Origin of the sequence: Phaeobacter sp. JH204B (assembly GCF_048055755.1) — a bacterium.
Classification (GTDB): Bacteria; Pseudomonadota; Alphaproteobacteria; order Rhodobacterales; family Rhodobacteraceae; genus Phaeobacter; species Phaeobacter bryozoorum.
The window spans coordinates 138,643-164,231 of record NZ_JAYMXF010000009.1 but is presented as its reverse complement, the minus strand read 5'-3'; the positions used below and the strand labels follow the sequence as shown (position 1 = coordinate 164,231).

Below are 25,589 nucleotides of genomic sequence, written 5' to 3'. Positions count from 1 at the left end.
TTTTGGTCTTCGTAACATAGTTGCAATCGCTTGGCACGACCAGTTCTGCACCTGACGACGGCGGCAAAACGGATCAGCTCTGCACCGTAATAATCTGTCTTGATTAAGATATTTGCGCGCAATGCAGAATCTGCAACCCTGCCCGCCGGTTTTGCCTTCACGCTATTGCAGGATCAAACCCGCCTCCGAGTCGGTCAGAAAGCGGCGCATGACCACAGCGATGCGGCGCCACCCGGACACCGCTGCACCAGCGCGCGAATACCCCATTGCGGGCGATTTTGAACTATTATAAGTCACCGCCCGACACCGAATTGATCAACTAGGAGCCGATGATGAAAGCTGGCGTAAAACTGCCCGACGTGACCTTCCGCACCCGTGTTCGCGACGAATCCGTGGGCAGCCCGAACCCGTTCCGCTGGGAAGACAAAACCACCGCTGACTATTTCGCGGGCAAGCGCGTAGTGCTGTTCTCCCTGCCCGGTGCTTTCACCCCCACATGCTCGACCTATCAGCTGCCCGGTTTTGAAAACGGCTTCGCCGACTTCCAGGCCGAAGGCATCGATGCGATCTACTGCATGTCGGTGAACGACAGCTTTGTGATGAACAAATGGGCCGAATCCCAGAACCTGAAGAACGTTGGCGTGATCCCCGACGGGTCGGGCGAATTCACCCGCAAGATGGGTATGCTGGTGGCCAAGGATAACCTGGGCTTTGGCAACCGGTCCTGGCGCTATGCAGCCATCGTCAACAACGGTGTTGTCGAGGCATGGTTCGAAGAGCCGGGCCTGTGCGACAACCACCGCGAAGATCCCTATGGCGTCTCCTCCCCGGAGACCGTTCTGGAGCACCTGAAAACCGCCAAGGCTGAGGTCGCCGCCTGATCCGCGCGACCCCGGTCAGGTCCGGACCGGCCAGAGAAAATCCGCAAACCCGGTGCCGCATGGCGCCGGGTTTTTCTATGTCAGGCCATGGGTTCAGCCGATAAGCTCATCCTGCGCCTGCTGGGCGTCATAGTGAAGTTTCAGCTGTTGCAACGCGATGCGCAGCACCACCTTGCCTGACCGTGCCGACCAGCCCAGCTGGCGTTCGGCCGCTTCCAGCCCTTCCAGATGGCAGCAACAGCGCATCACGATGTCGCTCAGCCCCTCGCCAAGCGCGTTGAGCGCGGCAGAGGCCCGGCGTTTGGCGGCTGCCGCGGCCTGTCCGGGTCGGCGACGGCGGGCGGCGGCCGGACTGCAATCGCCATCGGCAAACTGCGCCACCGATTGCGCCAGATGATCGCCGACCTGCGCCAGTTCGAAATCTTCGCGCAGCCGTTCACCGGCGCGCACCAGATCGCTGGTCAGAAACGGCGTCCCATCACGATCCGTCAGCCGCGCCAGCATATGCAGCGGCGTCTCACCCAGCCCATAGCGCGCCCGGCGTGGACGACGCGGACCGCGACCAACCTTGCGCGTCGCCAGGCTGGCGCTTTCCAGTCGGGAACGGGCGCGGTTCTCGCGGCGGGCCACAAACTGGCTGAGCGCGGTGCGCCCTTCGGGTGTGATATGATAGCGGCTGAGCCGCCCCGGCGCCGGACAGGCGATCCAGTCGCGCAGGGCCATGGCCTCGGCCAGGATGCGATCCACCACGACCTTCTTGTCACCGCTTGCCGCCTCCCGCACGACAACCGCTTTCTCCATGCCATCCGCCACCGCGAGCACCGCGCCCTGCGGGTTCAGACAGGTCAGGATTTCGACCACCTCGCTCTCGAAGGCTTCGGCGCAGGCGGGCACTGTGCCCAGGGCCAGGGCACGGGCCGACATTGGCCTGGGCCCCGGCATCGTTTCGGCGTAGTGGCGGGCCGCCAGCGACGCCAAGGCGCCATCGACCAGCGGATCGTCGCGTCGGGTTTCGACCCGTCGGACCTGTCGCAATACCGTGGACGGGTGGCAGCCCGCCTGTTTTGCAAGATTGCGGATCGAACGGCCCGCTTCGGTGTGTTCAAGATATCGGCACGCCTCCTCAGGCACCCATTCCGGCAAGCCGGATACAGCCATAGTTTGCATTTTATCACCCCACATGTGATCATTCGAAACTATCCTCCCACTGGCCCCCTACGTGTTATCCACAGACACCATTCACCGTACTGGCCTGATTTTTCTGGATAGTCTCAGTCAGAGCATCATTGGTTTCAAATTTTCATCAATCAATATCGAATAGACCGTTCGCCGAACCGGCCCCTTCGGCAACACCCGCTTCAGTTGTGTTACACAGCGCTATCAACAGAGCTGGAAAGGACATGACGATGCAGGATATCTTTGGTCATCTGGCCGCTTTGCGCCGCCCTCGACTGTTGGTGCGGACCGCGCGGATCGGCGCGCGGGACTATAGCCGGCGGCGCGATTTGAAACGGGTGCTGGGCTATGGCACCCTGCCGAAACCGGCCGCTGCGGTGATGCGGCTGCTGGATCTCGAACACGATTACAACCGCCAGCGCGAGTCCGGCGATGCCGGGTATTCACTGACCCGCCATGTCGATGTGCTGATTGCCCTGATGGGCGAGGCCGAGGGGCTGCGCCGCCCGACCCTTAAAGTCGCCTGAGACCGTCGCCAGACAGGATGGATCCCAGGGCAGACCACCGGCCCGTAACGCAAAACGGCGGCCCCGAGGGACCGCCGTCTGCCTGCCAGCCGGGCTGGCATATATCGGAGTGCCGATCTCAGCCGGTCTTACATGAAGGCATCGGGCATCGAGGCTTTCTTCTCGGCGACATAGGCCTCCAGCCTGCTCAGCACTTCAGGATCGAGCGGCGGCGCCTGATAGGCGTCGAGCAGCGTTTCCACCCGGCTGCTGGCCAATGCAACGGTGTCACGCGCACCTTCTTCTTCCCAGGTTTCAAAGGGCTTGTAGTCCAGCAGCTCGGATTTCCAGAATGCGGTCTTGAAATTCGCCTGCGTATGGGCGCAGCCAAGGTAGTGACCACCGGGACCAACCTCGCGGATGGCGTCCATGGCCTGGGCTTCCTCGTCCACGGCAACACCTTTGGCAAGACCATGCAGCGCGCCCAGCTGATCGGCGTCCATCACGAACTTCTCGAAATCGGCAACCAGACCGCCCTCGAGCCAGCCGCAGGAGTGCAGCTGGAAGTTCACGCCCGACAACAGGCCCATGTTGAGCGAATTGGCGGTTTCATAGGCCGCCTGCGCGTCGGGCAGCTTGGAGCCACAGAACGATCCGGCCGAACGGAACGGCAGGTTCATCCGGCGTGCAAGCTGACCGGCCCCATAGGTCACCAACGAGGCTTCCGGCGTCCCGAAGGTCGGCGCACCGGAGTTCATGTCGATCGAGGAGACAAAGGCGCCGAAGATCACCGGCGCACCGGCGCGGATCAGCTGGCTATAGGCCACGCCTGCCATCACCTCGGCCAGAACCTGAGTCAGCGTACCGGCAACCGAGACCGGCGCCATGGCACCGCCAACGATAAAGGGCGAGATGATGCAGGCCTGGTTGTGGGCGGCGTAGACCTCCAGCGCACCCATCATCACATCGTCAAAGGTCATTGGCGAGTTGATGTTGATCAGCGAGGTCATCACGGTGTTGTCGCGCACGAAATCCTTGCCAAAAAGAATCTCGCACATCTCGATGGAATCCTGCGCCCGGCTGGGCTCGGTCACCGACCCCATAAACGGCTTGTCGCTCAGGGTCATATGCGCCATCAGCATGTCGAGGTGGCGTTTGTTCACCGGTACGTCGGTCGGCTCGCAAACGGTACCGCCGGAATGGTGCAGCCATTTGGACATATAGCCCAGCTTCACGAATTTCTGGAAATCATCCAGCGTCGCGTAACGGCGCCCGCCCTTGGCATCGCGCACAAACGGCGGGCCATAGACCGGTGCCAGCACCATGTTCTTGCCGCCGATGACCACGGATTTCTCCGGGTTGCGGGCATGTTGGGTGAATTCGGACGGGGCCGTCTTGCACAGCTCGCGCGCCAGGCCGCGCGGGATCCGTACCCGCTCGCCATCAATCGTGGCCCCGGCCTCGCGCCAGCGTTCCAACGCGCCGGGGTTGTTCACGAAGTTGACACCGACCTCTTCGAGGATGGTTTCGGCGTTGGCTTCGATGGTCTGCAGCGCCTCTTCGCTCAACACTTCGAAATTCGGAATATTCCGCTCGATGTATTTTGCGGTATCAATCTTGACGCCGGTTCGTTCTGCGCGACGGGCGGCACCACCGCCTCCACGAGCGCGACGGCGCGGTGCTGCTGGAGCTGCTTCTGTCATGGTTGTTCCTCACCACAGGCATTTCGTTGCTGGTGTGATTATAGCGCCCAAGACCAAAGCCGCCGCAGGATTACGGCCATTGAAGTTGAAAAGCGACATTCCCGACAGGTTTCTCGCGCCTGCGGCCCGATATCGGCCGTAAGAGGCCGCGCGACAACCGGATCAGAGATTGTGCAAACGCGGCCCGAAACACGAAAATACCTTGCGAATTTCGCGCCGCTGCCCTATGGCGCGTGCATGACAGAGACATCCCACGACCGCCTTCTCATCATCGACTTTGGCAGCCAGGTCACGCAGCTGATTGCGCGCCGCCTGCGCGAACTGAATGTCTATTGCGAAATTCACCCCTACCAGAATGTCACGATGGATTTTGTGCGCGAAATGGCGCCCAAAGCCGTGATCTTTTCCGGTGGCCCGGACAGCGTGACCCGCGAAGGCAGCCCCCGTGCGCCGCAGGAAATCTTTGACCTTGGCGTGCCGATCCTGGGGATCTGCTATGGTCAGCAGGTGATGATGCACCAGCTGGGCGGCAAGGTGCTCTCCGGCCATGGCACCGCCGAGTTCGGTCGCGCCTATGTGACGCCGACGGTCAGCAGCCTGCCGCTGCTGGATGGCTGGTTTGCAGATGACAGCGACCGCGAACAGGTCTGGATGTCTCACGGCGATCATGTCAGCGAAATCGCGCCCGGTTTTGAGGTCTACGGCACCTCGCCCAACGCGCCTTTTGCCATCACCGCCGATGTGTCGCGCAATTTCTACGCGGTTCAGTTCCACCCGGAGGTGCATCACACCCCCAATGGTGCGAAACTCTATGAGAACTTTGTCAAGATCGCAGGTTTCACCGGCGACTGGACCATGGGTGCCTACCGCGAACAGGCGATCCAGGCGATCCGCGATCAGGTGGGCGACAAGAAAGTCATCTGCGGCCTCTCCGGCGGCGTTGACAGCTCGGTTGCGGCGATCCTGATCCACGAGGCCATCGGCGACCAGCTGACCTGTGTGTTCGTGGACCACGGGTTGCTGCGCAAGAACGAGGCCGAAGAGGTCGTCACGATGTTCCGTGACAACTACAATATTCAGCTGATCCACGCAGATGAAAGCGATCTGTTCCTGGGCGAACTGGACGGCCAGTCCGACCCGGAAACCAAGCGCAAAATCATCGGCAAACTGTTCATCGACGTGTTCCAGAAACACGCCGACACCATCGACGGCGCCGACTTCCTGGCGCAGGGTACACTCTACCCGGATGTGATCGAATCCGTGTCCTTCTCGGGCGGGCCGTCTGTCACCATCAAATCGCACCACAACGTCGGCGGCCTGCCGGAAAAAATGGGGCTGAAGCTGGTCGAGCCGCTGCGTGAGCTATTTAAGGATGAAGTCCGCGCGCTTGGCCGCGAACTGGGCCTGCCGCAAAGCTTCATCGGTCGCCACCCCTTCCCCGGACCGGGCCTTGCGATCCGCTGTCCCGGCGAAATCACCCGTGAAAAACTGGAAATCCTGCGCGAGGCGGATGCGATCTATATCGACCAGATTCGCAAGCATGGTCTCTATGATGAAATCTGGCAGGCCTTTGTGGCGATCCTGCCCGTTCGCACCGTTGGCGTGATGGGCGACGGCCGCACCTATGACTATGCCTGCGCCCTGCGCGCGGTGACATCTGTCGATGGTATGACTGCCGATTATTACCCGTTCAGCCACGAATTCCTGGGGGAAACCGCCACGCGGATCATCAATGAGGTCAAGGGTATCAACCGTTGCACCTATGACATCACCTCGAAGCCTCCGGGCACCATCGAGTGGGAATGATCTAAGCCCCTGAAACCCCGGCCAACTGGCCGGGGTTTTTCTTTTATAGAAAGCCCTGAATTTATTCTACTTTCACTGATGTCTTAACAGTTTGAAAAACTCTATTTGCGAGGTTTCAGTGAAGTTCTATTGGGAGCATCTCTGGAATGATTATCTGCCATCCGCTCAAACTGATTTTCATTAAGACCAAGAAGGTTGGTGGAACCTCGTTTGAAATCGCACTGTCCAGCTATTGTGATGAAAGCAGCATCATCACACCAATCAGCCCAAAGGATGAAGAGAGGCGGAGGGCGTTGGGCTATCCCGGCCCTCAGAACCATCAGACCCAGACTTGGCCGGATGGAAACGGGGGCACGCAGGTTTTCTTCGATCACATGACCGCCGGACAGATCCGCGCCGCAGTTCCTCAGGATATCTGGGAGACCTATACCAAAGTAACGATCCGGCGCGATCCCTACGATGCCATGGTTTCCCGCTACTACAACGAGGCGATGGATCAGAGAGATGTTCCGCTCGATATCTTTGTCCGACGCTACCGCAGCCTGTTGAGCGAAAACCGCCGTATTGCACCACTGGATGGTTCGAATTCCGCAGATGTCGTGCTGCGCTATGAGCATCTTGAGGAGGATATAAATGCGCTCGATATCGACGGGCTTTGGGAGCGGTTTTCGAACCTGAACGCCAAGGCGCCGATGCCTGCGAAAACTGGCGCTGATGCGGCCAGACTCTTTACAGCCCACCCGGAGGCGGCGGACGTGATCGAGGTCGAGGCCGTCGGCGAAATTTCCCGGTTCGGCTACACTCGCCCGGCACTGGCTACCGCAGTCCCAACTCTTGCCACGCCGGTGTCAGAAAACGCTCAACAATGCTTAAAGCCTGAATTCATCTTCACCCTCTCTGCCGGACGTACGGGCACCGCATGGCTTGCGAAATTTCTGGGTGAGAACCTGAATATCCCGTCGGTGCATGAGCCGCTTGGCGCGAATGACTATGGCATTCGTATGCCCGGTATCGGACAAATGCGTGGGTTCAATACCTACGGGATGAACGCGAATGTCTGCGACTTCTGGGAGGGCAAACTGGGCAAACTGCAAGCCCCCTATGCGGAAAGCAACCATACATTGGGCAAATGCGGGTTGATTGAGGCGCTGGTGGAACACGGTTTAGCGCCGCGAACCCGCGTGATCATCCTGCGCCGCAACCTTGGCAAACAAATCGCAAGCTATGTGAACCGTAATGATTTTTGCAATATTACAATACCTTGGCAATGGTACCTGCATCCGACCTACAATCACAAGATCCTCGACCCCGCGCCGTTCGAGCAAATGGGCGAAATCGGCATGGCGATCTGGTATGCGCTGGAGATGGAAGTGCGCTACGCCTACTACAAACAACTCTACGGCGACCAACTTCACTTTATCGAAACCACGCTGGAGCAGGCCACGACGCCGGATGGCGCTCGAAACCTGCTGCAAGAGCTGGGCCACACCACAGGACCGATCCTGCCGCAGAAGGTCAATGCGTCGCCACAAGGCAGCGCCACGACCAATGCGCTGGTTGAGGAAATCGAGACGCTGCTGTCACGTTTGGGGTTTGATGCCGACACGATAGCGAAGGAGTATATCGAGCGCGGGAACCGGCTGGACCTCCCCTCACTGCCCCACACGGCAATGCTCAAGCAGACGGTTGCCGCCGAATAGACGCCTGTTCTGCGCGGCCCGGACCCGCGACCGCCGCCGCGCAGAGATGACTTGACCCGCCTGCTAAATTAGCCCTTCTTCGTGACCAACGGGCAAAGGGGCGGCCATGGCGCAGGGTGAGTTCAGAATAGGCACGGCTGCGCTCTGGATGGTCGGGGCGATTGTCTCGTTTTCCTCGATGGCCATCGCTGGCCGCGAAGCCGGGTTGCGCCTCGACACCTTTGAGATCATGACCTATCGCAGCGCCGTCGGGCTGGTGATTGTTGTCATCTGTCTGACCGCCACCGGCAGCTGGGGCCAGGTGCGGCGCGATCGGCTGGGCCTGCATCTGATCCGCAATGCCGCCCATTTCACCGGACAGAACCTGTGGTTCCTTGCGGTAACGCTGATCCCGCTTGCACAGGTTTTTGCGCTGGAGTTCACCTCGCCGCTCTGGGTGCTGCTGCTGTCACCGCTGCTGCTGGGCGAGCGGCTGACGAGGCCCCGCGTATTGGCCGCCGCGCTAGGCTTTGTCGGCATTTTGATCGTGGCCCGCCCCAGCCCGGAGACGCTGAGCCTTGGTGTTTTTGCGGCAGCGGCCTCAGCCATCTTCTTTGCGCTGACCATCCTCTTCACCAAAAGGCTGACCCGGCACGAGCCCATCAGCTCCATTCTGCTCTGGCTCACACTGCTGCAACTCGGCATGGGGCTGGTGATATCGGGGTGGGACGGGCAGATCACTCTCCCAAATGCCGCAACGGCACTTTGGCTGCTGATTATCGGCTGCGCCGGGCTTGCGGCGCATTTCTGCATGACCAAGGCGCTCTCCATTGCCCCGGCCACCGTTGTGGTGCCGATTGATTTCGCCCGACTACCCACCATCGCCGTGGCCGGAATGTTGATTTACGGTGAAGCGCTTAACCTCTGGGTACTGATCGGGGCTGCGGTCATTTTCTGCGCAAACTACATCAATATTCTGGATGCCGCCGGACGTTTCCGCGCGCCCCGCCGACACGGTCATTCTGCCTGATTTTCTTGCCGTTGATTGCCTTTGCGTCAACATTGACCGAAAAAAACCCCCTTGCTAGCTTTCCTCAATGTAAAACCAGGCGCCCAAGTCTGGACAGGGAGGAACAATGAAACGCTATCTTGCAACGTCAGCAGCGCTGGCGCTGGCTTCCGGCGCAGCTATGGCAGGCGGTCTTGACCGCACCGGCCAGCCCGTTGGGATCATCTTTGAAAAAGGGAACTACGCAGAGCTCTCGTTCTCGCACACCAACCCGGATGTAACCGGCACGGACGTGCGGACGCTCAACCCTGCCGGAACCCCGAGCGGCAATGTCGCACTGAGCTTCAACCAGATTTCCGGTGGCATCAAATACGACCTGAACGACCGCGTATCGTTCTCGATGATTTTTGACCAGCCGTGGGGGTCGGACGTCAGGTATCCGAGCGCAGATGCCAACCCGATCACACCCGGCTCTTTCCTGCTTGGCGGAACCACAGCGATTGCCGATTCAGAAGCAATCACCGGGATCGTTCGCTACAAGTTCAACGAGAATTTCAGCGTGCACGGTGGTATTCGTTACCAGCAGATCAAGGGCGACATCACCCTGAAAGGGCTTGCCTATAACAGCCCCTTGACACCCGGCAATGATCTCGACGGTTATAACGTCAGAGTAGCGCGTGATGGCGCGGTTGGCTGGCTGGTTGGTGGTGCCTATGAGCGTCCCGACATCGCCCTGCGCCTGGCTGTGACTTATCAATCTGAGATCGAGCATACCTTCGCCACCACCGAAAGTCTGCCGGATGTCCCGGGCACGACCTTCAACGGATCGACGACAACCAAGACTCCTCAGTCGCTTAACGTTGATTTCCAGACCGGTATTGCTAAGGACACGCTCCTGCTGGCCGGTATTCGCTGGGCCGAGCATAGTGTCGTCAAACTGCGCCCCAGCACTGCCAATGTCGATCTGATCGACCTGTCTGACTCGGTGTCCTACACGCTGGGTGTCGCGCGCCGGTTCAACGAAAATCTGGTCGGCTCGATCAGCCTCGGCTATGAAGCCGAAGACAGCGACAATCTGGTGTCGCCGCTGGCCCCGACCAATGGCTACAAGAGCATCTCAGTCGGGCTGCAATACACCAAGGATCAGTTCAAGATCTCGGGCGGCGTGCGCTATACCGACCTTGGCGATGCCTTTGCTGAGACCGGAACGCCGGATGTCGCCCGCGCCTCCTTCAGCGGCAACAAGGCGGTCAGCGTTGGCGTGAAGTTCGGCTACTACTTCTGATCCTGGCGTAGACCTGCGTGCGCCACAGGCAGCGCTGGAACAAAGACAGGTACAGGACCAGTTCTCCCCCGCATCCTATGGTGCGGGGGTTTTGCGTGGTCCATCGCCAGCCGCCGCAGCCAGGTCCTCCAGCGCTGCCGATTGACCCGCAGGCCCGGGGCGATTAGCAAGGCAAGGAACCAGAAGGGACCGGATTTCACATGCTCTATTCGTCTGCCGAAGATTGGCGCAATGCGGCGCATAAGCGGGTTTTGTTCTTTGGCATGTCCGGACTGGGCAAAACCTATATCAGCAATATTCTGCGCGGCGCGGGCAGCTGGTTCCACTACTCGATCGATTATCGGATCGGCACCCGATACATGGGCGAATATATCGCCGACAACGCCAAGGCAGAGGCGATGAAAGTGCCGTTTCTACGCGATCTGCTGCTGTCGGATTCGATCTATATCGGCTCCAATATCAGCTTTGAAAACCTGACACCCGTTGCCTCCTATCTGGGCAAGCCCGGCAATCCGGCCAAGGGCGGGCTGGCAATGGCGGAATATACCCGCCGCCAGGACCAGTTTCGCACCGCCGAACTGAACGCGCTGCGCGATACCGGATATTTCATCGACCGGGCCGAGCGGCTCTATGATTATCCGAATTTCATCTGCGACACCGGCGGCAGCATCTGCGAATGGGTCGATGCCAATGATCCAAGCGATCCGCTGCTGAGCGAGCTTGCTAAACACACGCTGATGGTCTGGATCAAGGGGGACGACGCCCATACCCAGGAGCTGATCCGCCGGTTTGATCGCGCCCCCAAGCCCATGGCCTATGAACCGGCTTTCCTCGCCCGCGTCTGGCAAGAGTATCTAAAGGAAAACCACCTATCTGAAAACGAGGTGGACCCTGACAGCTTCATCCGCTGGACCTATGCCCAGGCGCTGGCCCATCGCCAGCCCCGCTATGCCGCCATGGCAAAGAACTGGGGCGTGACGGTCACGGCGGATCAGATTTCGGGCATCCGCAACGAGGCCGATTTCACAGATGTGATTGCGGGCGCTCTTGAGGCGCGCGGCTAGGCCTTCTACATCACAGCGCCAAGACTCCGTCCAGAACGGGCGGAGCATAGACCAAAGGACACGACATGCCGATCAAGATCCCTTCTGACCTGCCCGCCTATGACGTTCTCACGAACGAAGGCGTGATGGTCATGTCGCCGGATCAGGCGGCCCGTCAGGATATCCGTCCGCTGCGCATCGGCCTGCTCAACCTGATGCCGAAGAAGATCCAGACCGAGAACCAGTTTGCCCGGCTTATCGGCGCCACACCTTTGCAGATCGAGCTGTCCCTGATCCGCATGACCGAACATCAGACCCGCAACACCGCCGCAGAGCATATGGCGGAGTTCTACCGGCCGTTCCAGGAGATCAAGGACGAGCGTTTTGACGGTCTGATCATCACCGGCGCGCCGATCGAACATCTCGAGTTCGAGGATGTCACCTATTGGGATGAGCTGTGTGAGGTCTTTGACTGGACCCAGACCAATGTGCATTCCACCTTTGGTGTCTGCTGGGGCGGCATGGCGATGATCAACTATTTCCATGGGGTGAAGAAACACCTCTTGGATCACAAGGTCTTTGGCTGTTTCCGGCATCAGAACCTTGATCCCGCATCCCCCTATCTGCGGGGGTTTTCAGATGACTGTGTCATTCCGGTGTCGCGCTGGACCGAAATCCGCCAATCTGAAATTGATGCCCGACCCGGCCTGCGCAGCCTGCTGGGCAGCCCCGATGCCGGCCCCTGCCTCATCGAGGATCCCAGCCACCGTGCGCTCTATATCTTCAACCATTTCGAATACGACAGCGATACGCTGAAGCAGGAATATGATCGCGATATCGCCAGCGGCACGCCGATCAATATTCCGATGAACTACTACCCGGACGACGATCCCAGCCGCAAACCGCAGAACCGCTGGCGCAGCCACGCGCATCTTCTTTATGGCAACTGGATCAATGACATCTACCAGTCCACCCCGTTTGATATGGCGCAGATTGGGCGTTAAGCGCGTGCTGACAGCCGGTCTGATTCTGGCGCTTGCGGCTGGCGGAACGCTGTGGCGGGCCAAGGCTCGCGAGGCGGACGCCATCGCCGCCTATCCGCCGCTCGGCAGCTTTGTCACGGTTGATGGCCAGCAGCTGCACCTGCTTGATCTGGGGCAGCCGACACCCCGGCCCGACGGGCTGCCTGCGGATGCGGCAGCGCCGGATCTGGTGTTGATCCACGGCGCCAGCGGGCACATCCGCGATATGACCTTCCGGCTGGCCCCGGCCCTCAGCAGCCGCTTCCGGGTGATCATCGTGGATCGCCCCGGGCTGGGCTATAGCGATCCCACCGGTGGCGCGCAGGCGTCCCTCAGCAAGCAGGCCGCCATCATTCGCCAAGCGGTTGCCGCTCTGGGTGCAGAGCATCCCATCGTGCTGGGCCAGAGCTATGGCGGCGGTGTCGCCCTCGCCTGGGCGCTGGATGCGCCCGACAGCCTCTCGGCGCTGGTCACGGTCGGCGCGGTCTCCCATCCTTGGCGGACGCCGCTCAGCACCTTTTACAAGGTCACTTCCTCGCCGCTGGGCCAATGGCTGGCGGTGCCGCTGCTGACCGCCTATGTGCCCGAAAGCACCATTCGCGACACCCTGACCGAGGTCTTTGCGCCGCAGGCCGTGCCAGCGGGGTATTTCGAACATTTCGGCCCGGGGCTGACCCTGCGCCGCTCCGCGCTGCGGGCCAATGCCCGCCAGCGGGCCGACCTTCTGGCCGAAATCAGAGCGATGGCCCCCCGCTACGGCGATCTCAGCCTGCCCATTGAGGCGGTTCATGGCAGCGCCGACACCACGGTGGGGCTGGATCTGCACGCGCGCCAGCTGGAGCGCGATGTCCCCTCGCTGAACCTCACGGTGCTGGATGGCGTCGGCCATATGCCACATCAGGTGGCCACCGATGCGGTTGTGGCGGCAGTAGACCGGGCGGCGGCGCGGGCAGCTACGGCACGGAATTTGCGTTAAAACGATTCACATTTCGCCGCAAAGCCCCATATAAGGGACAGAAGACAGAAGGAATTTTCTATGCCCCTGCCCTTTGACGGCGCAATCAGCGCGTTCTACGAGACCAAGGCCCCAGAGGAAATCCGCGCCGCGATCAAAGCTTCGCAGAAGGATGACCTGCTGGATCCGGGCTTTCCCTATGACACGCGGATGAGCCGCAAGCGCTATGAGAAAGAGATGGCGCGGCTTCAGATCGAACTGGTCAAGATGCAGTCCTGGGTGCGTGAGACCGGGGCACGGGTCGCCATTCTCTTTGAAGGGCGCGACGCCGCTGGCAAGGGCGGCACCATCAAACGGTTTCGCGAAAACCTGAACCCGCGCGGGGCGCGGATCGTGGCGCTGTCAAAACCCAGCGAGCGGGAACAGACCCAGTGGTATTTCCAGCGCTATATCACCCATCTGCCCGCCGCAGGTGAGATCGTCTTCTTTGATCGCAGCTGGTACAATCGCGGCGTGGTCGAGCCGGTCTTCGGCTTTTGCACCGACGGTCAGCGCGAACGGTTCTTTGATCAGGTCAACGGCTTTGAGGAGGCGCTGGTCGAGGACGGGATTCAGCTGTTCAAGATCTGGCTCAACGTCGGACGCGCCGAACAGCTGCGGCGGTTCCTCTCGCGCGAGACCGATCCGCTGAAGCAGTGGAAACTCAGCCCGATCGACGTCAAAGGGCTGAGCCTCTGGCAGGAATACTCCACCGCCATTACGGATACGCTGACACGTAGTCACACCGAGCACGCCCCCTGGACCATCGTGCGCTCCGACGACAAGCGCCGGGCCCGGCTGGCCGCCATTCGCCGGGTGCTGCACGCCGTCGATTACACCAACAAGGACGCCAAAGCGCTTGGCGATCTGGATGATTCCATCAGTGGCGGACCGGATCTCTGGGATGCCTAAGCGGGGGTATCACCACGGCAACCTGCGCCAGGCGCTGGTCGAAGCCGCACTGAAGCTGATCGAGGCCAAGGGCCCCACCGGCTTTACCCTGTCGGAGGCGGCCAAACAGGTCGGCGTCACCCCGGCCGCGGTCTATCGTCACTTCAACGGGCGCGAGGATCTGATCGCCGAGGCAGGCCGTCAGGGCTATGTGATGTTTGCCGATCTGATGCAGCACGCCTATGACAAATATCAACCTTCGGCCCTGGCGGCGTTTGAAGCGACGGGCCGGGCCTATCTCGCCTTTGCACGCAAACATCCAGGCCATTACATCGCGATGTTCGAAAGCGGGATCTCCGTCAACCGTACGCCTGAGCTGGCCGAGGCCGCCAACCGCGCCCGCGCCATTCTGGAACGCGCCGCCGCAGATCTGAGCAAACATATCCCGGCCGAAAAACGCCCGCCCGCCTCGATGTTCTCGGCGCATGTTCTGGCGATGAGCCATGGCGTGGTGGAGCTCTATGCCCGGAACTCTCCCGGTGCGGCCTCCCCCTTCCCGCCCGAGGATCTGCTGGAGAGCGGCATCGGCATCTACCTGCGCGGGCTGGGCCTGATCGAACCGGACAGCTAAGACTGACCGCTGCGCAGGCTCAGGCAGCATTCGAACAATCCACACAAAGAAAAGGCCGCAGATTGCTCTGCGGCCTTTTCCAAATCCATGTGATCCAGCGATTAACGCTTGGAGAACTGGAACGAACGACGCGCTTTGCGGCGGCCGAATTTCTTACGCTCGACAACACGGCTGTCGCGGGTCAGGAAGCCTGCGGCTTTCAACGCGCCACGCAGCGACGGATCGTACAGCTGCAGTGCTTTGGAGATGCCGTGCTTGACCGCGCCGGCCTGACCGGAGAGGCCACCGCCCTTGACGGTTGCGTAGACGTCGAATTCGCCTTCGACACCGGCAACCTGGAACGGCTGGCGCAGGATCATCTGCAGCACGGGGCGTGCAAAATATGCGTTCAGCTCTTTACCGTTCACGGAGACCTTGCCGGAACCCGGCTTGATCCAGACGCGGGCAACCGCGTCTTTCCGCTTACCGGTGGCATAGGCACGGCCCAGCTCGTCGCGAACGGGTTCGCGCACGATGGTTTCTTCGGCTACGGTTTCTACGCCTGCAACGGCGCCGAGCTCTTCGAGAGTGTTGATCTGATCAGCCATCGGTCTCAGCTCCGGGTGTTTTTCTTGTTCATGGATTTGACATCCAGAACCTCGGGGGACTGGGCTTCATGCGGGTGCTCGGCACTTGCATAGATGCGCAGGTTGGTCATCTGCTGACGCGACAGACGGTTGCCGGGCAGCATCCGCTTGACGGCCTGATAGACAACGCGCTCGGGGTGGGCACCGTCCAGGATTTCCTGTTTGGTGCGGGATTTGATGCCACCGGGGTGGCCGGTGTGCCAGTAGAAGTGCTCTTCGCGCTTCTTGCCGGTCATCTGGATCTTGTCAGCGTTGATCACGATGACATTGTCGCCCATATCCATGTGAGGAGTGAAGGACGGCTTGTGCTTACCACGCAGGCGCATGGCGACGATCGAGGCAAGACGGCCCAGCACCACGCCTTCGGCGTCGATGATGATCCACTTCTTCTCGATGTCTGCCGGTGTAGCAGAGAAGGTTTTCATAGCAGGTCAATCCTGTTTGACGTGAAGGGCACCCCCAAAACGGCGCGCCCGAATTCGATGGACGGGGTTTACGGCAGGCCTGCGCATAGGTCAACACCCTGAAATCAGATTAAAATGTTTAAAAACAGTACCTTACAAAATAGGTATTATAATACCCCATTTTTGAACACCCTCGGATACGCTCCTGCCCCGATCCAGACCGCATCTGTCGTCGCGGAACAGGTCGGGGCGCCTTTTAAGTCGGTGTTTCACACGCTAAAGCTGCACCGGAAAGACAAATTATAGGATCCTACTACATGTTTCGAAAACTTGCTCTGGTTGGCGCCCTGCCGCTGGCCCTTGGTGCCTGCATGCAAAACGCCGAAGTCACCGCTCCCCCGGTAACGGTCGCGCTCAAGAATCAAGGCTCAACAGCGCCGCGCGTTCAGGGCTACAAAGAGCTGACCTTCCGCACGCATGTTGTGCTGGACAAGGAAAAGATGAAGGCGACAGGCGGTCAGCCCAGCAGCGCCAACATGCGCGAAGTTGTAGGCGCCCGGTGCACCGTCGAAAGCGCCGAATTCAAGGCGACATTCATCACCCCGGCTCTCGTCAACGTTCCGGTGCTCAAACGCCGTCCGACCCCGGCCTATGTGCAATGCGACGCGGGCCAACAGTCCGGCCAGACCACGCTTAAACCTGAGCTGAACGGCACAGTGGTTGGCGGGGCCTCGGCAGCAGGTCTTCTGGCCGCTGCCATCACCGCTGGCATCGCTGCTGGTCGCGACAACTGGTCTTTTATCGGGAACCACACCTCGGGCGTGTCGATCCTGGTCGAATAAGCACCCCGGTCGATCACCGCTTACATATAAGGGGGGCCTGAGTGTTCAGGTCCCCTTTTCCTTTGCAAAACAGCCCGCCCCGAGCCGGGCAACAGTTCAGACGCTGATCTGCTCCGGTGGGTTGTCGAGCAGTGCGCGCAACCGCAGCATTGCCTCCTCAAACCGTTTGGGCGTGACGTGGCCGTTCACCGCGATCCGCACCGCATTGGGCGCGCGGCCGTCGCGCAGGGCGAATTCATCGGCCGAGCGGATCTGAACCCCCTGCGCCTCTGCCGCGCGTGTGAACGCGGCTGAACGCCAGCCCGATGGTAGCCTTAACCACAGGAAGGGCACGCTGTCCGACCAGACAAGTTCAAAACTGCCCAGAGCGTTGACGGCAATGCGGACGTATTTGGCCATCTCCTTGCGGACATCGCGCACCAGCTGCGGCGTGCGGGGGTCGGACAGCAGGATACGGGTCAGCTCCGCCAGTGGCTGTGCGATTCCGAAATAACTGTATTCCGCCGTGCGCCGCAGATCGGCGCCACGCCCCTTGGGGGCGAGTGCGAACCCCACGCGCAGCGCCGGTGTTATCGTCTTGGAAAATGAGGTGACATGCCAACCCAGCTCAGGAGCAAGCACGCGGTAGCTTGGCGCACGCGCCTCCCCCATCCGGTAGCAGTCATCTTCTATGATCTGGACCTCGTGGCGCCGGGCGATCTCGACAATCTCCTTGCGACGCTCCAGCGGCGTATAAAGCCCGGTCGGATTATGCACCTCCGGGCTGGTGCATAGAACGGTAGCGCCTGTCTTGCGAATGGCGAGTTCCAGTGAATCCGGCAGGATGCCCTTGTCATCCATCGCCACCCCCACAACGCGGGCGCGTGCCAGCTCTGCGGCGCGCCGAAACCCAGCATATGAGAGATCTTCGACCAGAATCGTCGGCTGCGGCCCCTCAAGCACGGTTTGCAGCACCGTCAGGATGCCGTTCTGCCCGCCGTGGGTCAGCACGACGTCATTCTGATGCACATTGCCCAGCAGCTCATCCGAGAGCCAATCGGCAACCACCTCGCGTACCGGTTCATAGGCATCGCGTGTGGGGTAGTTCAGGAATTGCAGCGGATCGCCCTGGGACACTTTCACCATCGCCTCGCGCAATGCCGCAACCTGACCAACATCCGCGAGGCGGGGACTGAACAGGCTGACGTGGCCGGGATTACTGGCCTCCAGCAGATGCAGCTGCCGCGACCAGACATCATCCAGCACCTTGGTTTCCGGTTCCGCCACAAAAGTCCCGCGCCCGACCTCCGCCTGCAACAGCCCGTCATCGGTCAGGAGCGAATAGGCCCGCGCCACCGTGCCGGGGGTGATCTTCAGCTGATAGGCCAGCTCCCGCACCGGCGGCAGCTTTGTACCGATACAAAGTGTGCCATCTTCAACCGCCGCCCGGATGGTATCAGCCACCCGTTGATATTTCGGCCCGGATCGCCCGGAAAGATCAGCCGGCAGCTCGTTTGGCCAAATTGTACCCATTACAATCCTTTCTTGGACAAGACGTCGCGCAAATTGTACCCATTGATTGTGATATAAACACAGGATTGTATCAATACAATAGGAAACTGCCATGACACAGAACGCAACACCCTCTTCGCCCGACATGATCTATCTTTCCAGCCGCCCCACCCTGCCGGTGCTGGCTGAGATCGCGGTCTCCTTTGCGGTTCTGGTCACCAAATGGACCGTGCGTCAGCGCACGCGACAGGCATTGCGTCAACTGCCGCCGGAACTGCTCAAAGATGTTGGGCTGACCCGCGAAGACGCCGAGTATCAAGCGACTCTTCCGTTCTGGCGCCCATGATCCCCGGGCAACGGAACCACCTGATGACCGGGGCTTGCCCCGGTCTTTTTTATGGCACGATGGTGTTCATTTTACAAAAAACCCCTTGATCGAATCCCGCCCCCACAATAGATGCCCCCTCACTTTCGGTACCGATCCCAACCCCGGACTCTTATCCGGGGGGGCGCTAAGGGCCGGCTGGATTGTCATCTACTGGAACGAAGGGGAGTGTCATGACGGACGCCAACCTCTTCCAACTGGGGATCGGTCTGGAGACAGGCGCCCAAGAGGAAGATACCGCCCGCAGTGCAACCACTGCGATCGTAAACTCACTTGTGGATTCGGATCGCGAAGACCATTTCATCCGTCGGGATGGAAAGGTATTTGCCGGAACCCATCTCATTATCGAGGTCATGAACGGCAGCGGTCTGGATTGCGAAACCCGCATTCAGAACGCCTTCCGCAAATGTGTCGAGGTCTGCGGCGCGACACTGCTGCACATCCATACGCATAAATTCTCGCCGCAAGGCGTCTCCGGCGTGGCCGTTCTGGCCGAAAGCCATATCTCCGTCCACACCTGGCCCGAGATCGGCTATGGCGCCTTTGACGTCTTCATGTGCGGCGATGCCGAGCCGTGGAAAGCGGTTGACGTGCTGAAAGAAGCCTTCGACACGCCGACGGTTGCGGTGCGTGAACTGCTGCGCGGCGAGGAGTTCCTGGCAAAGGGCATCCTGACCAAGGAAGTGGCGGCATGAGTGATCACACCTGGATCACCGAAGGCCTGCACGCCCATTACGCCCAGCGTTTGCGCGTCGATGAGATGCTCTATGACAGCAATACCGAGCACCAGCGTCTGAAGGTGTTTCAGAACGGCCAGTTTGGCCGCGTTCTGACGCTGGACGACGTGGTGCAGACCACCGAAGGCGATAACTTCATCTACCACGAGATGCTGACCCACGTGCCGATTCTGGCCCATGGCAATGCAAAACGGGTGCTGATCATCGGTGGCGGCGATGGCGGCATGGCGCGCGAAGCGCTGCGCCACGCATCGGTCGAGCATGTCACCATGGTGGAAATCGACGGCGGTGTGGTGGAATTCTCCAAAGAATACCTGCCGATGCTGAGCGATGGCGCCTTTGATGATGCCCGCCTCAATCTGGTGATCAACGATGGTGCGCTCTTCATGAAAGAGAACACCGAGAAATTCGATGTGATCATCGTCGATTCCACCGATCCGATCGGCCCCGGCGAGGTACTGTTCACCGATACTTTCTATGGCCACGCAGCCCGTTCGCTGACTGAGGATGGCATCATCGTGACGCAGAATGGCGTGCCCTTCATGCAGGGCGATGAGCTGACCGGCACCCTGCGGGCGTTTCAGGCGCTGTTTGCGGATGCCTCCTGCTATCTGGCCACCGTGCCGACCTATGCGGGTGGCCCGATGGCGTTCGGCTGGGGCAGCCATTCGGACAAGGCGCGCAGCGTGAGCCTTGCGGATCTGGAGGCACGTTTTGCCGCCGCGGGGATCGACACCGGCTATTACAACCCGGAGGTTCACAAGGCCGCATTCGCCTTGCCGAACTATGTGAAGAAGCTGTTCCCGTAAGGGGCAGGCATCAGGGGGCTTCGGCCCCCTTTTTCGTTGCTCTCCTGGCAAAAAATCACGTCGCACGGACACCGGACCTTTGGGCCGTGGCGGCCTGCCCGTCGCCTTGCGCTCCAAATCCCCCTTGGCGTGACTGCTGCTTCTTGCTAGGCGCGGCGGGAGCGAAACAAAATCTGGCAGGCCCCATGCAGCGCGACCCTATCCTAGTTGTTGACCGCGACACCGGAGACACCTTTGAAGAGGTCGTTCTGGGTGAAAAATGGATCCGCTGGGCCTATCAGAACGCCAGCGCAAAACCGGTGGAAAAACTGTTGTTCCGCTCCGCCCTGATCAGCCGCCTGATGGGAGCATGGTTTGATTCGTCCCTCTCCAGAGGGAAGATCCAGACCGTGGTCGACGATCTTGCCATCGACATGAGCGAGGCGACGGAACCGACGGAAAACTATGCAACTTTCAACGCCTTCTTTGCCCGCCACCTGAGGCCGGAGGCACGCCCCTACAGCGACGATCCCAGCGAAATCGTCAGCCCCGCCGATGGTCGGGCGCTGGTCTTTCCCGAGCTGGCGGAGGATGTCTTTGTCCCCGTAAAGGGGCATCCGATGTCGGTACGGACGATGCTGCCCGGAATTGCGGATCGGTTTATCGGGGGCGCGCTGGCCATCGTCCGGCTCTGCCCTGCGGATTACCACCGCTACCACTTCCCCGCCGCCGGTCGCATTGCCGGCGCGCAGGACCTTGCAGGCGCGCTGCATTCGGTGAACCCCATCGCGCTTGGCGCAGGTCCGGATGTCTTTGGCGAGAACAAACGCAGCTGGACCCTGATCGACACAGACACCATTGGCAGCTACGCCTTTGTCGAGGTCGGCGCCTTTGGCGTTGGCTCCATCGTCAACACCCGCACCTCGGGCGCGGTGCAGAAGATGGACGAAAAGGGCTATTTCAAATTCGGCGGTTCCACCGTTGTGGTGGTGTTTGAACCGGGCCGCGTGCAGTTCAGTGACGATCTGGTCACCAATAGCGCCAGGGGGCGCGAAACCCTGGTGAAAGTTGGCCAGCCGCTGGCCACTGCGCGCTAGGTCCTACCGGTCTGGCGGGATGGCATAGGTCATGGTGGAGCGGGCCACCGGACGCGGATCCCCTTCGGAGAATAACAGCACATCGCCCACCGCCAGCTGGCGTCCCAGTTTCAGCAGCTTGCCTTCGGCAATCAAGGGCGTGCCGCCTGCCGGTTTGCGCATGAAGTCGAACGAGGCATTGGTGGTCACCGCCAGCGCCTTGCGCCCCAGCCGCGACAGCACCAGCGCATAGATGGTGACATCGGCCAGACCAAACATCGACGGTCCTGAAACGGTCCCACCGGGGCGCAGGTGACGCTCATCCACCAGAAGCCGCATCGTGATCCCGTCCTCATCCAGCCGGTCAATCACAAAATCATTGGCCACCTCTGCAAACACCTCATGCAGATAAGCTCCCAACCCTGCGGCATCAAACGCCAAGCCCATGCTGTCTCTCTCCCTCACTGTTGCCGGTTCCCTGCGAGCCGATGTCGCATGGGGTGGCGGCGCAATACCGGTTCCCCCCTAAGTGCAACATGTTCTAACGTTGGCCTTAATCCGGGGAGGGACACAAGATGACAATTTTGGAACGTCACGACAGCAACGGCATCGCCACGCTCCATCTCAACGCGCCCGAGCGGCTGAATGCGCTGTCGGACGGGATGCTGGCCGCACTTCAGGGGCAGATCGACAGCCTGCGCGACGACGACGAAACCCGCGTCGTCATCCTCGCCGGACGGGGCAAGGCGTTCTGCGCGGGCCATGATCTGCGTGAAATGACAGCCGGGCGGCAGGCCGAGGATGGCGGACAGGCCTATTTCGCCGATCTCTTTGCCCGCTGCACCGAGGTGATGCTGGGGCTGCAACAGATCCCGCAGCCGGTAATCGCACAAGTCCACGGTATTGCCACCGCAGCCGGCTGCCAGCTGGTGGCCTCCTGCGATATGGCCGTCGCCGCCGAGGGCACACGGTTTGGCGTCAATGGCGTCAATATCGGCCTGTTCTGCTCCACTCCCATGGTGGCGCTGACCCGGAATATCTCGCGCAAACATGCCTTTGAAATGCTGACCACCGGCGATTTCATTGACGCCACCCGCGCCGAGGAACTGGGGCTGATCAACCGCATCGCCGCAGCTGAGGATCTGACCGAGACCACAAATGCCCTCGCCCAAACCGTGGCAAGCAAACTCGGCGCCGCCGTCAAGATCGGCAAACGCGCGTTTTACGACCAGCTTCAGCTGCCCACGGCCGATGCCTATGCCCACACCGGCGCCGTCATGGTCGAAAACCTGATGCTGCGGGATACCGTCGAAGGCATTGATGCCTTTCTGGAAAAACGCGACCCGGACTGGAAAAATCGCTGATCTGCTCAAAAAATCTAAAAGACATCGAAAATTTTAGTCTTTGTTTACGATTGGTGATTTATTGTTTCCATGTCAGGTCTTTCAAACAAGGCAAGATCATGGCAAAGATTGGGCAGGGTTGGTGAGACATGGTCACGAACCCCAGCACAATTAGGGTCGCTGATGCGGACCGTCCCTCCACCGGGTCTCTCCCCCGGCCAGACAGTTCCCCAGCGACCCCAATACCCCTCCCGCTCAGACCAGTCGACATTTCCACTGCTTGCAACAGGCTCGCTTGGCCCAAAAGCACCAGTTTTTCGTGCCGATCTGCACAAGCCGCACCGCGCAATATTGCGTGACGGCCCCAGCTGCCCTATGTGGCGGGCATGACAAAAACATTGCATATCGTGGGCGGCGGCATGGCCGGCTCAGAGGCCGCATGGCAGGCCGCACATATGGGCGTAGAGGTGGTGATCCACGAAATGCGCCCAAAGGTGGAAACCTTTGCCCATCAGACCGGCAATCTGGGCGAGATGGTCTGCTCCAACTCTTTCCGCTCAGACGATGACGAGCAGAACGCCGTGGGCCTCCTACATTGGGAGATGCGCGCAGCCAACGGGCTGATCATGTCCACCGCCGAACAACACCGCCTGCCCGCCGGTGGCGCATTGGCGGTGGACCGCGAGCCCTTTGCCGAAACCGTGACGGCCCGGCTGAAAGCGCTGCCAAATGTCACTGTCTCCTATGAGGAAATCACCGAGCTGCCCGCCGATGGCCACTGGATCTTTGCCACCGGCCCGCTGACTTCGCCTGAACTCGGCAAGGCCATTCAACGTGAGACCGGCGCCGAGGCGCTGGCCTTCTTCGACGCCATCGCCCCGATCATCTACGCCGACAGCATCGACATGTCGCAGGCCTGGATGCAGTCGCGCTACGACAAAGGTGAGACCGAAGAAGAGCGCACCGCCTACCTCAACTGTCCGATGGACAAGGATCAGTATGAAGCGTTCATCGACGCGCTGCTGGCCGCCGACAAGACCGAATTCCACGAGGGTGAGACCGCAGGCTATTTTGATGGCTGCCTGCCGATCGAGGTGATGGCCGAACGCGGCCGTGAAACCCTGCGCCATGGCCCGATGAAACCGGTGGGGCTGACCAACCCGCACCAGCCGGAGGTCAAGGCGCACGCGGTGGTCCAGCTGCGGCGCGACAATGCGCTGGGAACGCTGTTCAACATCGTCGGCTTCCAGACCAAGATGAAATACGGCGCCCAGACAGAAGTGCTGCGGATGATCCCGGGGCTGGAAAACGCCAGCTTTGCCCGCCTCGGCGGCATCCATCGCAACACATTCCTGAACTCCCCCACCCTGCTCGACGCGCAGATGCGGCTGAAATCAAAACCGCACCTGCGGTTTGCCGGCCAGATCACCGGGGTCGAAGGCTATGTGGAAAGCGCCGCCATGGGCCTGCTGGCCGGCCGTATGGCCGCTGCCGAGATCCTGGGCCAGGAGCTGCCAGAGGTGCCGCAGGACAGCGCCATGGGCGCCCTGATCCATCACATCACCGGCGGCGCCGAGGCCAAGACCTTCCAGCCGATGAATGTGAACTTCGGCCTGTTCCGCCCGGTCGATGGTCTCAAAGGCGGCCGCCGTGGCCGCAAGGACCGCTACAAGGCCTATACCGACCGGGCCAAAGCCGCGTGGCAGGACTGGCTTGGCAACTTTTCCTAGACGCTTCGGGCGGCGAAGGCATAAACTGTCGTCATGAGCAAAAAGTTCCTCGACAAATCCTATGACCTGGAAACACCGGAAGCGACCCTGGCGCATTACGACCAATGGGCCGCTTCCTACGATGCCGAAATCGCCGAAAACGGTTACGCGACGCCGGGACGGATTGCCCTGGCGCTGGCGAAATTCCAATCGGATATGAGCGAACCCGTTCTGGATTTTGGCTGCGGCACCGGCCTGTCAGGTCTGGCACTGCGCCTCCAGGGGTTTGAAACCGTCGACGGGATGGAGCCCTCCGCCCGGATGCTGGAGCAGGCCCGTGCCAAAGACGCCTACCGCCAACTGACGCAGATCGACGCCGCCGACCGCCAGCCGATCCCCAAGGGCGCCTATCGTCTGATCACCGGCTGTGGCGTTCTGGGCACCGGTGCCGCTCCGCCTGCGGTCTTCGACAGCATCCTGCACGCCCTGCCGCGCGGCGGCCTCTTTGCCTTTTCCTACAATGATCACGCACTGGAGGATCCCGCCTATACCGGCAAGCTCAACGAATGGCTGGATTGTTCGGCGGCACGGCTGCTGTTTCGGGAACACGGTGACCACCTGCCCGGAATCAACCTGAAGTCCACCGTTTATGTGATTGAGAAAGCGTGACATTCGCAACCCGATTTGCGCCATCCCCAACTGGACCGCTGCACCTCGGCCACGCCTATTCGGCGCTTCTGGCACATGATATGGCGCGGGCAGCGGAGGGCATTTTCCTGCTGCGCATCGAAGATATCGACCAATCCCGCTCCCGGCCCAGCTGGGAGGCGCAGATCTATGACGACCTGCATTGGCTCGGCCTCCGCTGGCCGCAACCGGTGATGCGCCAGTCCGAACGGCTGCCACGCTATCGCGCCGCGCTGGATCAGCTTGCGGCAATGGGACTCACCTATCCCTGCCGCTGCAACCGCGCCGATATCGAGGCCGCCGCAGGCGCGCCGCAAGAAGGCGTACCGCAATTCGGCCCCGACGGGCGCATCTATCCGGGCAGCTGCCGCAGCCGCGCAATGGCCGACGCCGCGCCGCAGGACGTGATACGGCTCAACATGGCAAAAGCGCTGGATGCGGCCAGCCTGCGCAGCTTCTCGGAAACCGGCCTATCCCATCAGGGCCGGCACCGGCTGAACCCCGATCAGCTGCTCACCGCGGTCGGCGATATTATCCTCGTCCGCCGCGGCATGGGCAGCGCCTACCACCTCTCCGTAGTGGTCGATGATGCCGATCAGCAGATCACCCATGTCGTGCGTGGAGAGGATCTGTTCGAGGCTACGCAGATCCACGTGCTGCTCCAGGCACTGCTCGGCCTGCCGACACCCATCTACCACCACCACGGGCTGATCCGTGACGATCAGGGCAAGCGACTTGCCAAGCGCGACGATGCCCGTGCCCTCGCCAAATACCGCGCCGAAGGCGTCAGCCCGTCGCAGATCCGCGCCATGGTCGGCTGCGCTGCGGTGCCCGAACAGACATCTTCTGGCTAGAAATATCCCCGCCGGAGGCAC

26 protein-coding genes are annotated in these 25,589 nt (G+C 60.8%); 20 read left to right on the top strand and 6 right to left on the bottom strand.

The genetic code is table 11. The features are described 5' to 3' along the window. Window positions 1–332 precede the first annotated feature (332 nt). Entirely contained in the window at window positions 333–881 is a 549-nt protein-coding gene (locus tag VXL81_RS04910; protein WP_416553155.1) for a peroxiredoxin, read from the top strand. A gap of 93 nt (window positions 882–974) precedes the next feature. Here VXL81_RS04910 and VXL81_RS04905 read toward each other — a convergent pair whose 3' ends face one another. Next, the gene (locus tag VXL81_RS04905; RefSeq protein WP_340545480.1) at window positions 975–2,048 is read right to left on the bottom strand and encodes a DUF6456 domain-containing protein; all 1,074 of its coding nucleotides are present in this window, start codon (window positions 2,046–2,048) and stop codon (window positions 975–977) included. A gap of 239 nt (window positions 2,049–2,287) precedes the next feature. Here VXL81_RS04905 and VXL81_RS04900 point away from each other — a divergent pair, with 239 nt between their 5' ends. Next, entirely contained in the window at window positions 2,288–2,584 is a 297-nt protein-coding gene (locus VXL81_RS04900; RefSeq protein ID WP_340545479.1) for a DUF6477 family protein, read from the top strand. A 128-nt stretch (window positions 2,585–2,712) separates the two neighbouring features. On the opposite strand, the gene VXL81_RS04895 is transcribed toward VXL81_RS04900, so the two are convergent. Next, window positions 2,713–4,266 carry a trimethylamine methyltransferase family protein gene (locus tag VXL81_RS04895; RefSeq protein WP_416535996.1) on the bottom strand — a complete coding sequence of 518 codons (1,554 nt, stop codon included), beginning with the start codon at window positions 4,264–4,266 and terminating at the stop codon, window positions 2,713–2,715. A gap of 237 nt (window positions 4,267–4,503) precedes the next feature. On the opposite strand from VXL81_RS04895, the gene guaA reads away from it, so the two are divergent. The 9 genes from guaA (at window position 4,504) to VXL81_RS04850 (ending at window position 14,626) form a co-directional block, all read left to right on the top strand. Continuing rightward, entirely contained in the window at window positions 4,504–6,072 is a 1,569-nt protein-coding gene (guaA, locus tag VXL81_RS04890) for a glutamine-hydrolyzing GMP synthase (RefSeq protein ID WP_340545477.1), read from the top strand. A gap of 146 nt (window positions 6,073–6,218) precedes the next feature. After that, entirely contained in the window at window positions 6,219–7,772 is a 1,554-nt protein-coding gene (locus VXL81_RS04885) for a hypothetical protein (RefSeq protein ID WP_416553153.1), read from the top strand. Window positions 7,773–7,878: 106 nt separating this feature from the next. After that, a complete protein-coding gene (locus tag VXL81_RS04880) occupies window positions 7,879–8,781 on the top strand; it encodes a DMT family transporter (RefSeq protein WP_416553151.1) in 903 nt (300 codons plus the stop codon). A 106-nt stretch (window positions 8,782–8,887) separates the two neighbouring features. Next, window positions 8,888–10,045, top strand: a complete 1,158-nt coding sequence (locus tag VXL81_RS04875; protein WP_340545474.1) for an OmpP1/FadL family transporter — start codon at window positions 8,888–8,890, stop codon at window positions 10,043–10,045. A 200-nt stretch (window positions 10,046–10,245) separates the two neighbouring features. Further along, entirely contained in the window at window positions 10,246–11,109 is an 864-nt protein-coding gene (locus VXL81_RS04870; protein ID WP_340545473.1) for an ATPase, read from the top strand. A 65-nt stretch (window positions 11,110–11,174) separates the two neighbouring features. Continuing rightward, window positions 11,175–12,092 (top strand): homoserine O-acetyltransferase MetA, encoded by a 918-nt coding sequence (gene metA, locus VXL81_RS04865; protein WP_340545472.1) that lies wholly within the window; start codon window positions 11,175–11,177, stop codon window positions 12,090–12,092. Beyond that, complete coding sequence (locus VXL81_RS04860; RefSeq protein ID WP_416553149.1) at window positions 12,082–13,086, top strand: alpha/beta fold hydrolase; 1,005 nt, start codon at window positions 12,082–12,084, stop codon at window positions 13,084–13,086. Before metA ends, VXL81_RS04860 begins: the two co-directional genes overlap by 11 nt. 60 nt (window positions 13,087–13,146) lie before the next feature. Then, window positions 13,147–14,016 (top strand): polyphosphate kinase 2, encoded by an 870-nt coding sequence (gene ppk2 / locus VXL81_RS04855; RefSeq protein ID WP_340545470.1) that lies wholly within the window; start codon window positions 13,147–13,149, stop codon window positions 14,014–14,016. Continuing rightward, complete coding sequence (locus tag VXL81_RS04850) at window positions 14,009–14,626, top strand: TetR/AcrR family transcriptional regulator (protein ID WP_416553147.1); 618 nt, start codon at window positions 14,009–14,011, stop codon at window positions 14,624–14,626. The genes ppk2 and VXL81_RS04850 overlap by 8 nt, the downstream gene beginning before the upstream one ends. Before the next feature lie 101 nt (window positions 14,627–14,727). On the opposite strand, the gene rpsI is transcribed toward VXL81_RS04850, so the two are convergent. Both rpsI and rplM read right to left on the bottom strand, forming a co-directional pair. Then, window positions 14,728–15,213, bottom strand: coding sequence for a 30S ribosomal protein S9 (rpsI, locus tag VXL81_RS04845; RefSeq protein ID WP_416536010.1), 486 nt, complete (start codon window positions 15,211–15,213; stop codon window positions 14,728–14,730). A gap of 5 nt (window positions 15,214–15,218) precedes the next feature. Next, entirely contained in the window at window positions 15,219–15,677 is a 459-nt protein-coding gene (rplM, locus tag VXL81_RS04840) for a 50S ribosomal protein L13 (RefSeq protein WP_260101830.1), read from the bottom strand. 296 nt (window positions 15,678–15,973) lie between these two features. Here rplM and VXL81_RS04835 point away from each other — a divergent pair, with 296 nt between their 5' ends. Next, window positions 15,974–16,498: a hypothetical protein gene (locus tag VXL81_RS04835; protein ID WP_340545468.1), complete on the top strand. Its 525-nt coding sequence runs from the start codon at window positions 15,974–15,976 to the stop codon at window positions 16,496–16,498. Window positions 16,499–16,594: 96 nt separating this feature from the next. On the opposite strand, the gene VXL81_RS04830 is transcribed toward VXL81_RS04835, so the two are convergent. Then, a complete protein-coding gene (locus VXL81_RS04830; protein ID WP_416536012.1) occupies window positions 16,595–18,010 on the bottom strand; it encodes a PLP-dependent aminotransferase family protein in 1,416 nt (471 codons plus the stop codon). Between the two features lie 91 nt (window positions 18,011–18,101). Here VXL81_RS04830 and VXL81_RS04825 point away from each other — a divergent pair, with 91 nt between their 5' ends. The 4 genes from VXL81_RS04825 to asd all read left to right on the top strand — a co-directional run bounded on the left by VXL81_RS04825 (window position 18,102) and on the right by asd (window position 20,996). After that, window positions 18,102–18,335: a DUF1127 domain-containing protein gene (locus VXL81_RS04825; RefSeq protein WP_416540228.1), complete on the top strand. Its 234-nt coding sequence runs from the start codon at window positions 18,102–18,104 to the stop codon at window positions 18,333–18,335. 212 nt (window positions 18,336–18,547) lie between these two features. Beyond that, complete coding sequence (speD, locus tag VXL81_RS04820) at window positions 18,548–19,069, top strand: adenosylmethionine decarboxylase (protein WP_340545465.1); 522 nt, start codon at window positions 18,548–18,550, stop codon at window positions 19,067–19,069. Next, complete coding sequence (speE, locus tag VXL81_RS04815; RefSeq protein ID WP_416542331.1) at window positions 19,066–19,920, top strand: polyamine aminopropyltransferase; 855 nt, start codon at window positions 19,066–19,068, stop codon at window positions 19,918–19,920. The genes speD and speE overlap by 4 nt, the downstream gene beginning before the upstream one ends. A 185-nt stretch (window positions 19,921–20,105) precedes the next feature. Continuing rightward, complete coding sequence (asd, locus tag VXL81_RS04810) at window positions 20,106–20,996, top strand: archaetidylserine decarboxylase (RefSeq protein WP_416553145.1); 891 nt, start codon at window positions 20,106–20,108, stop codon at window positions 20,994–20,996. A gap of 3 nt (window positions 20,997–20,999) precedes the next feature. Here asd and VXL81_RS04805 read toward each other — a convergent pair whose 3' ends face one another. Further along, a complete protein-coding gene (locus tag VXL81_RS04805; protein ID WP_416538703.1) occupies window positions 21,000–21,422 on the bottom strand; it encodes a PaaI family thioesterase in 423 nt (140 codons plus the stop codon). A 128-nt stretch (window positions 21,423–21,550) separates the two neighbouring features. Here VXL81_RS04805 and VXL81_RS04800 point away from each other — a divergent pair, with 128 nt between their 5' ends. From VXL81_RS04800 to gluQRS, 4 genes are all read left to right on the top strand, one after another. Further along, a complete protein-coding gene (locus VXL81_RS04800) occupies window positions 21,551–22,339 on the top strand; it encodes an enoyl-CoA hydratase (protein ID WP_340545461.1) in 789 nt (262 codons plus the stop codon). 365 nt (window positions 22,340–22,704) lie between these two features. Further along, entirely contained in the window at window positions 22,705–24,048 is a 1,344-nt protein-coding gene (trmFO, locus tag VXL81_RS04795) for a methylenetetrahydrofolate--tRNA-(uracil(54)-C(5))-methyltransferase (FADH(2)-oxidizing) TrmFO (RefSeq protein WP_416536016.1), read from the top strand. Window positions 24,049–24,081: 33 nt separating this feature from the next. Beyond that, window positions 24,082–24,696 (top strand): class I SAM-dependent DNA methyltransferase, encoded by a 615-nt coding sequence (locus VXL81_RS04790; protein ID WP_416536019.1) that lies wholly within the window; start codon window positions 24,082–24,084, stop codon window positions 24,694–24,696. Next, on the top strand, window positions 24,693–25,568 hold the full coding sequence (gluQRS, locus tag VXL81_RS04785; RefSeq protein ID WP_416542334.1) for a tRNA glutamyl-Q(34) synthetase GluQRS: 876 nt from the start codon (window positions 24,693–24,695) through the stop codon (window positions 25,566–25,568). Before VXL81_RS04790 ends, gluQRS begins: the two co-directional genes overlap by 4 nt. Window positions 25,569–25,589 lie beyond the last annotated feature (21 nt).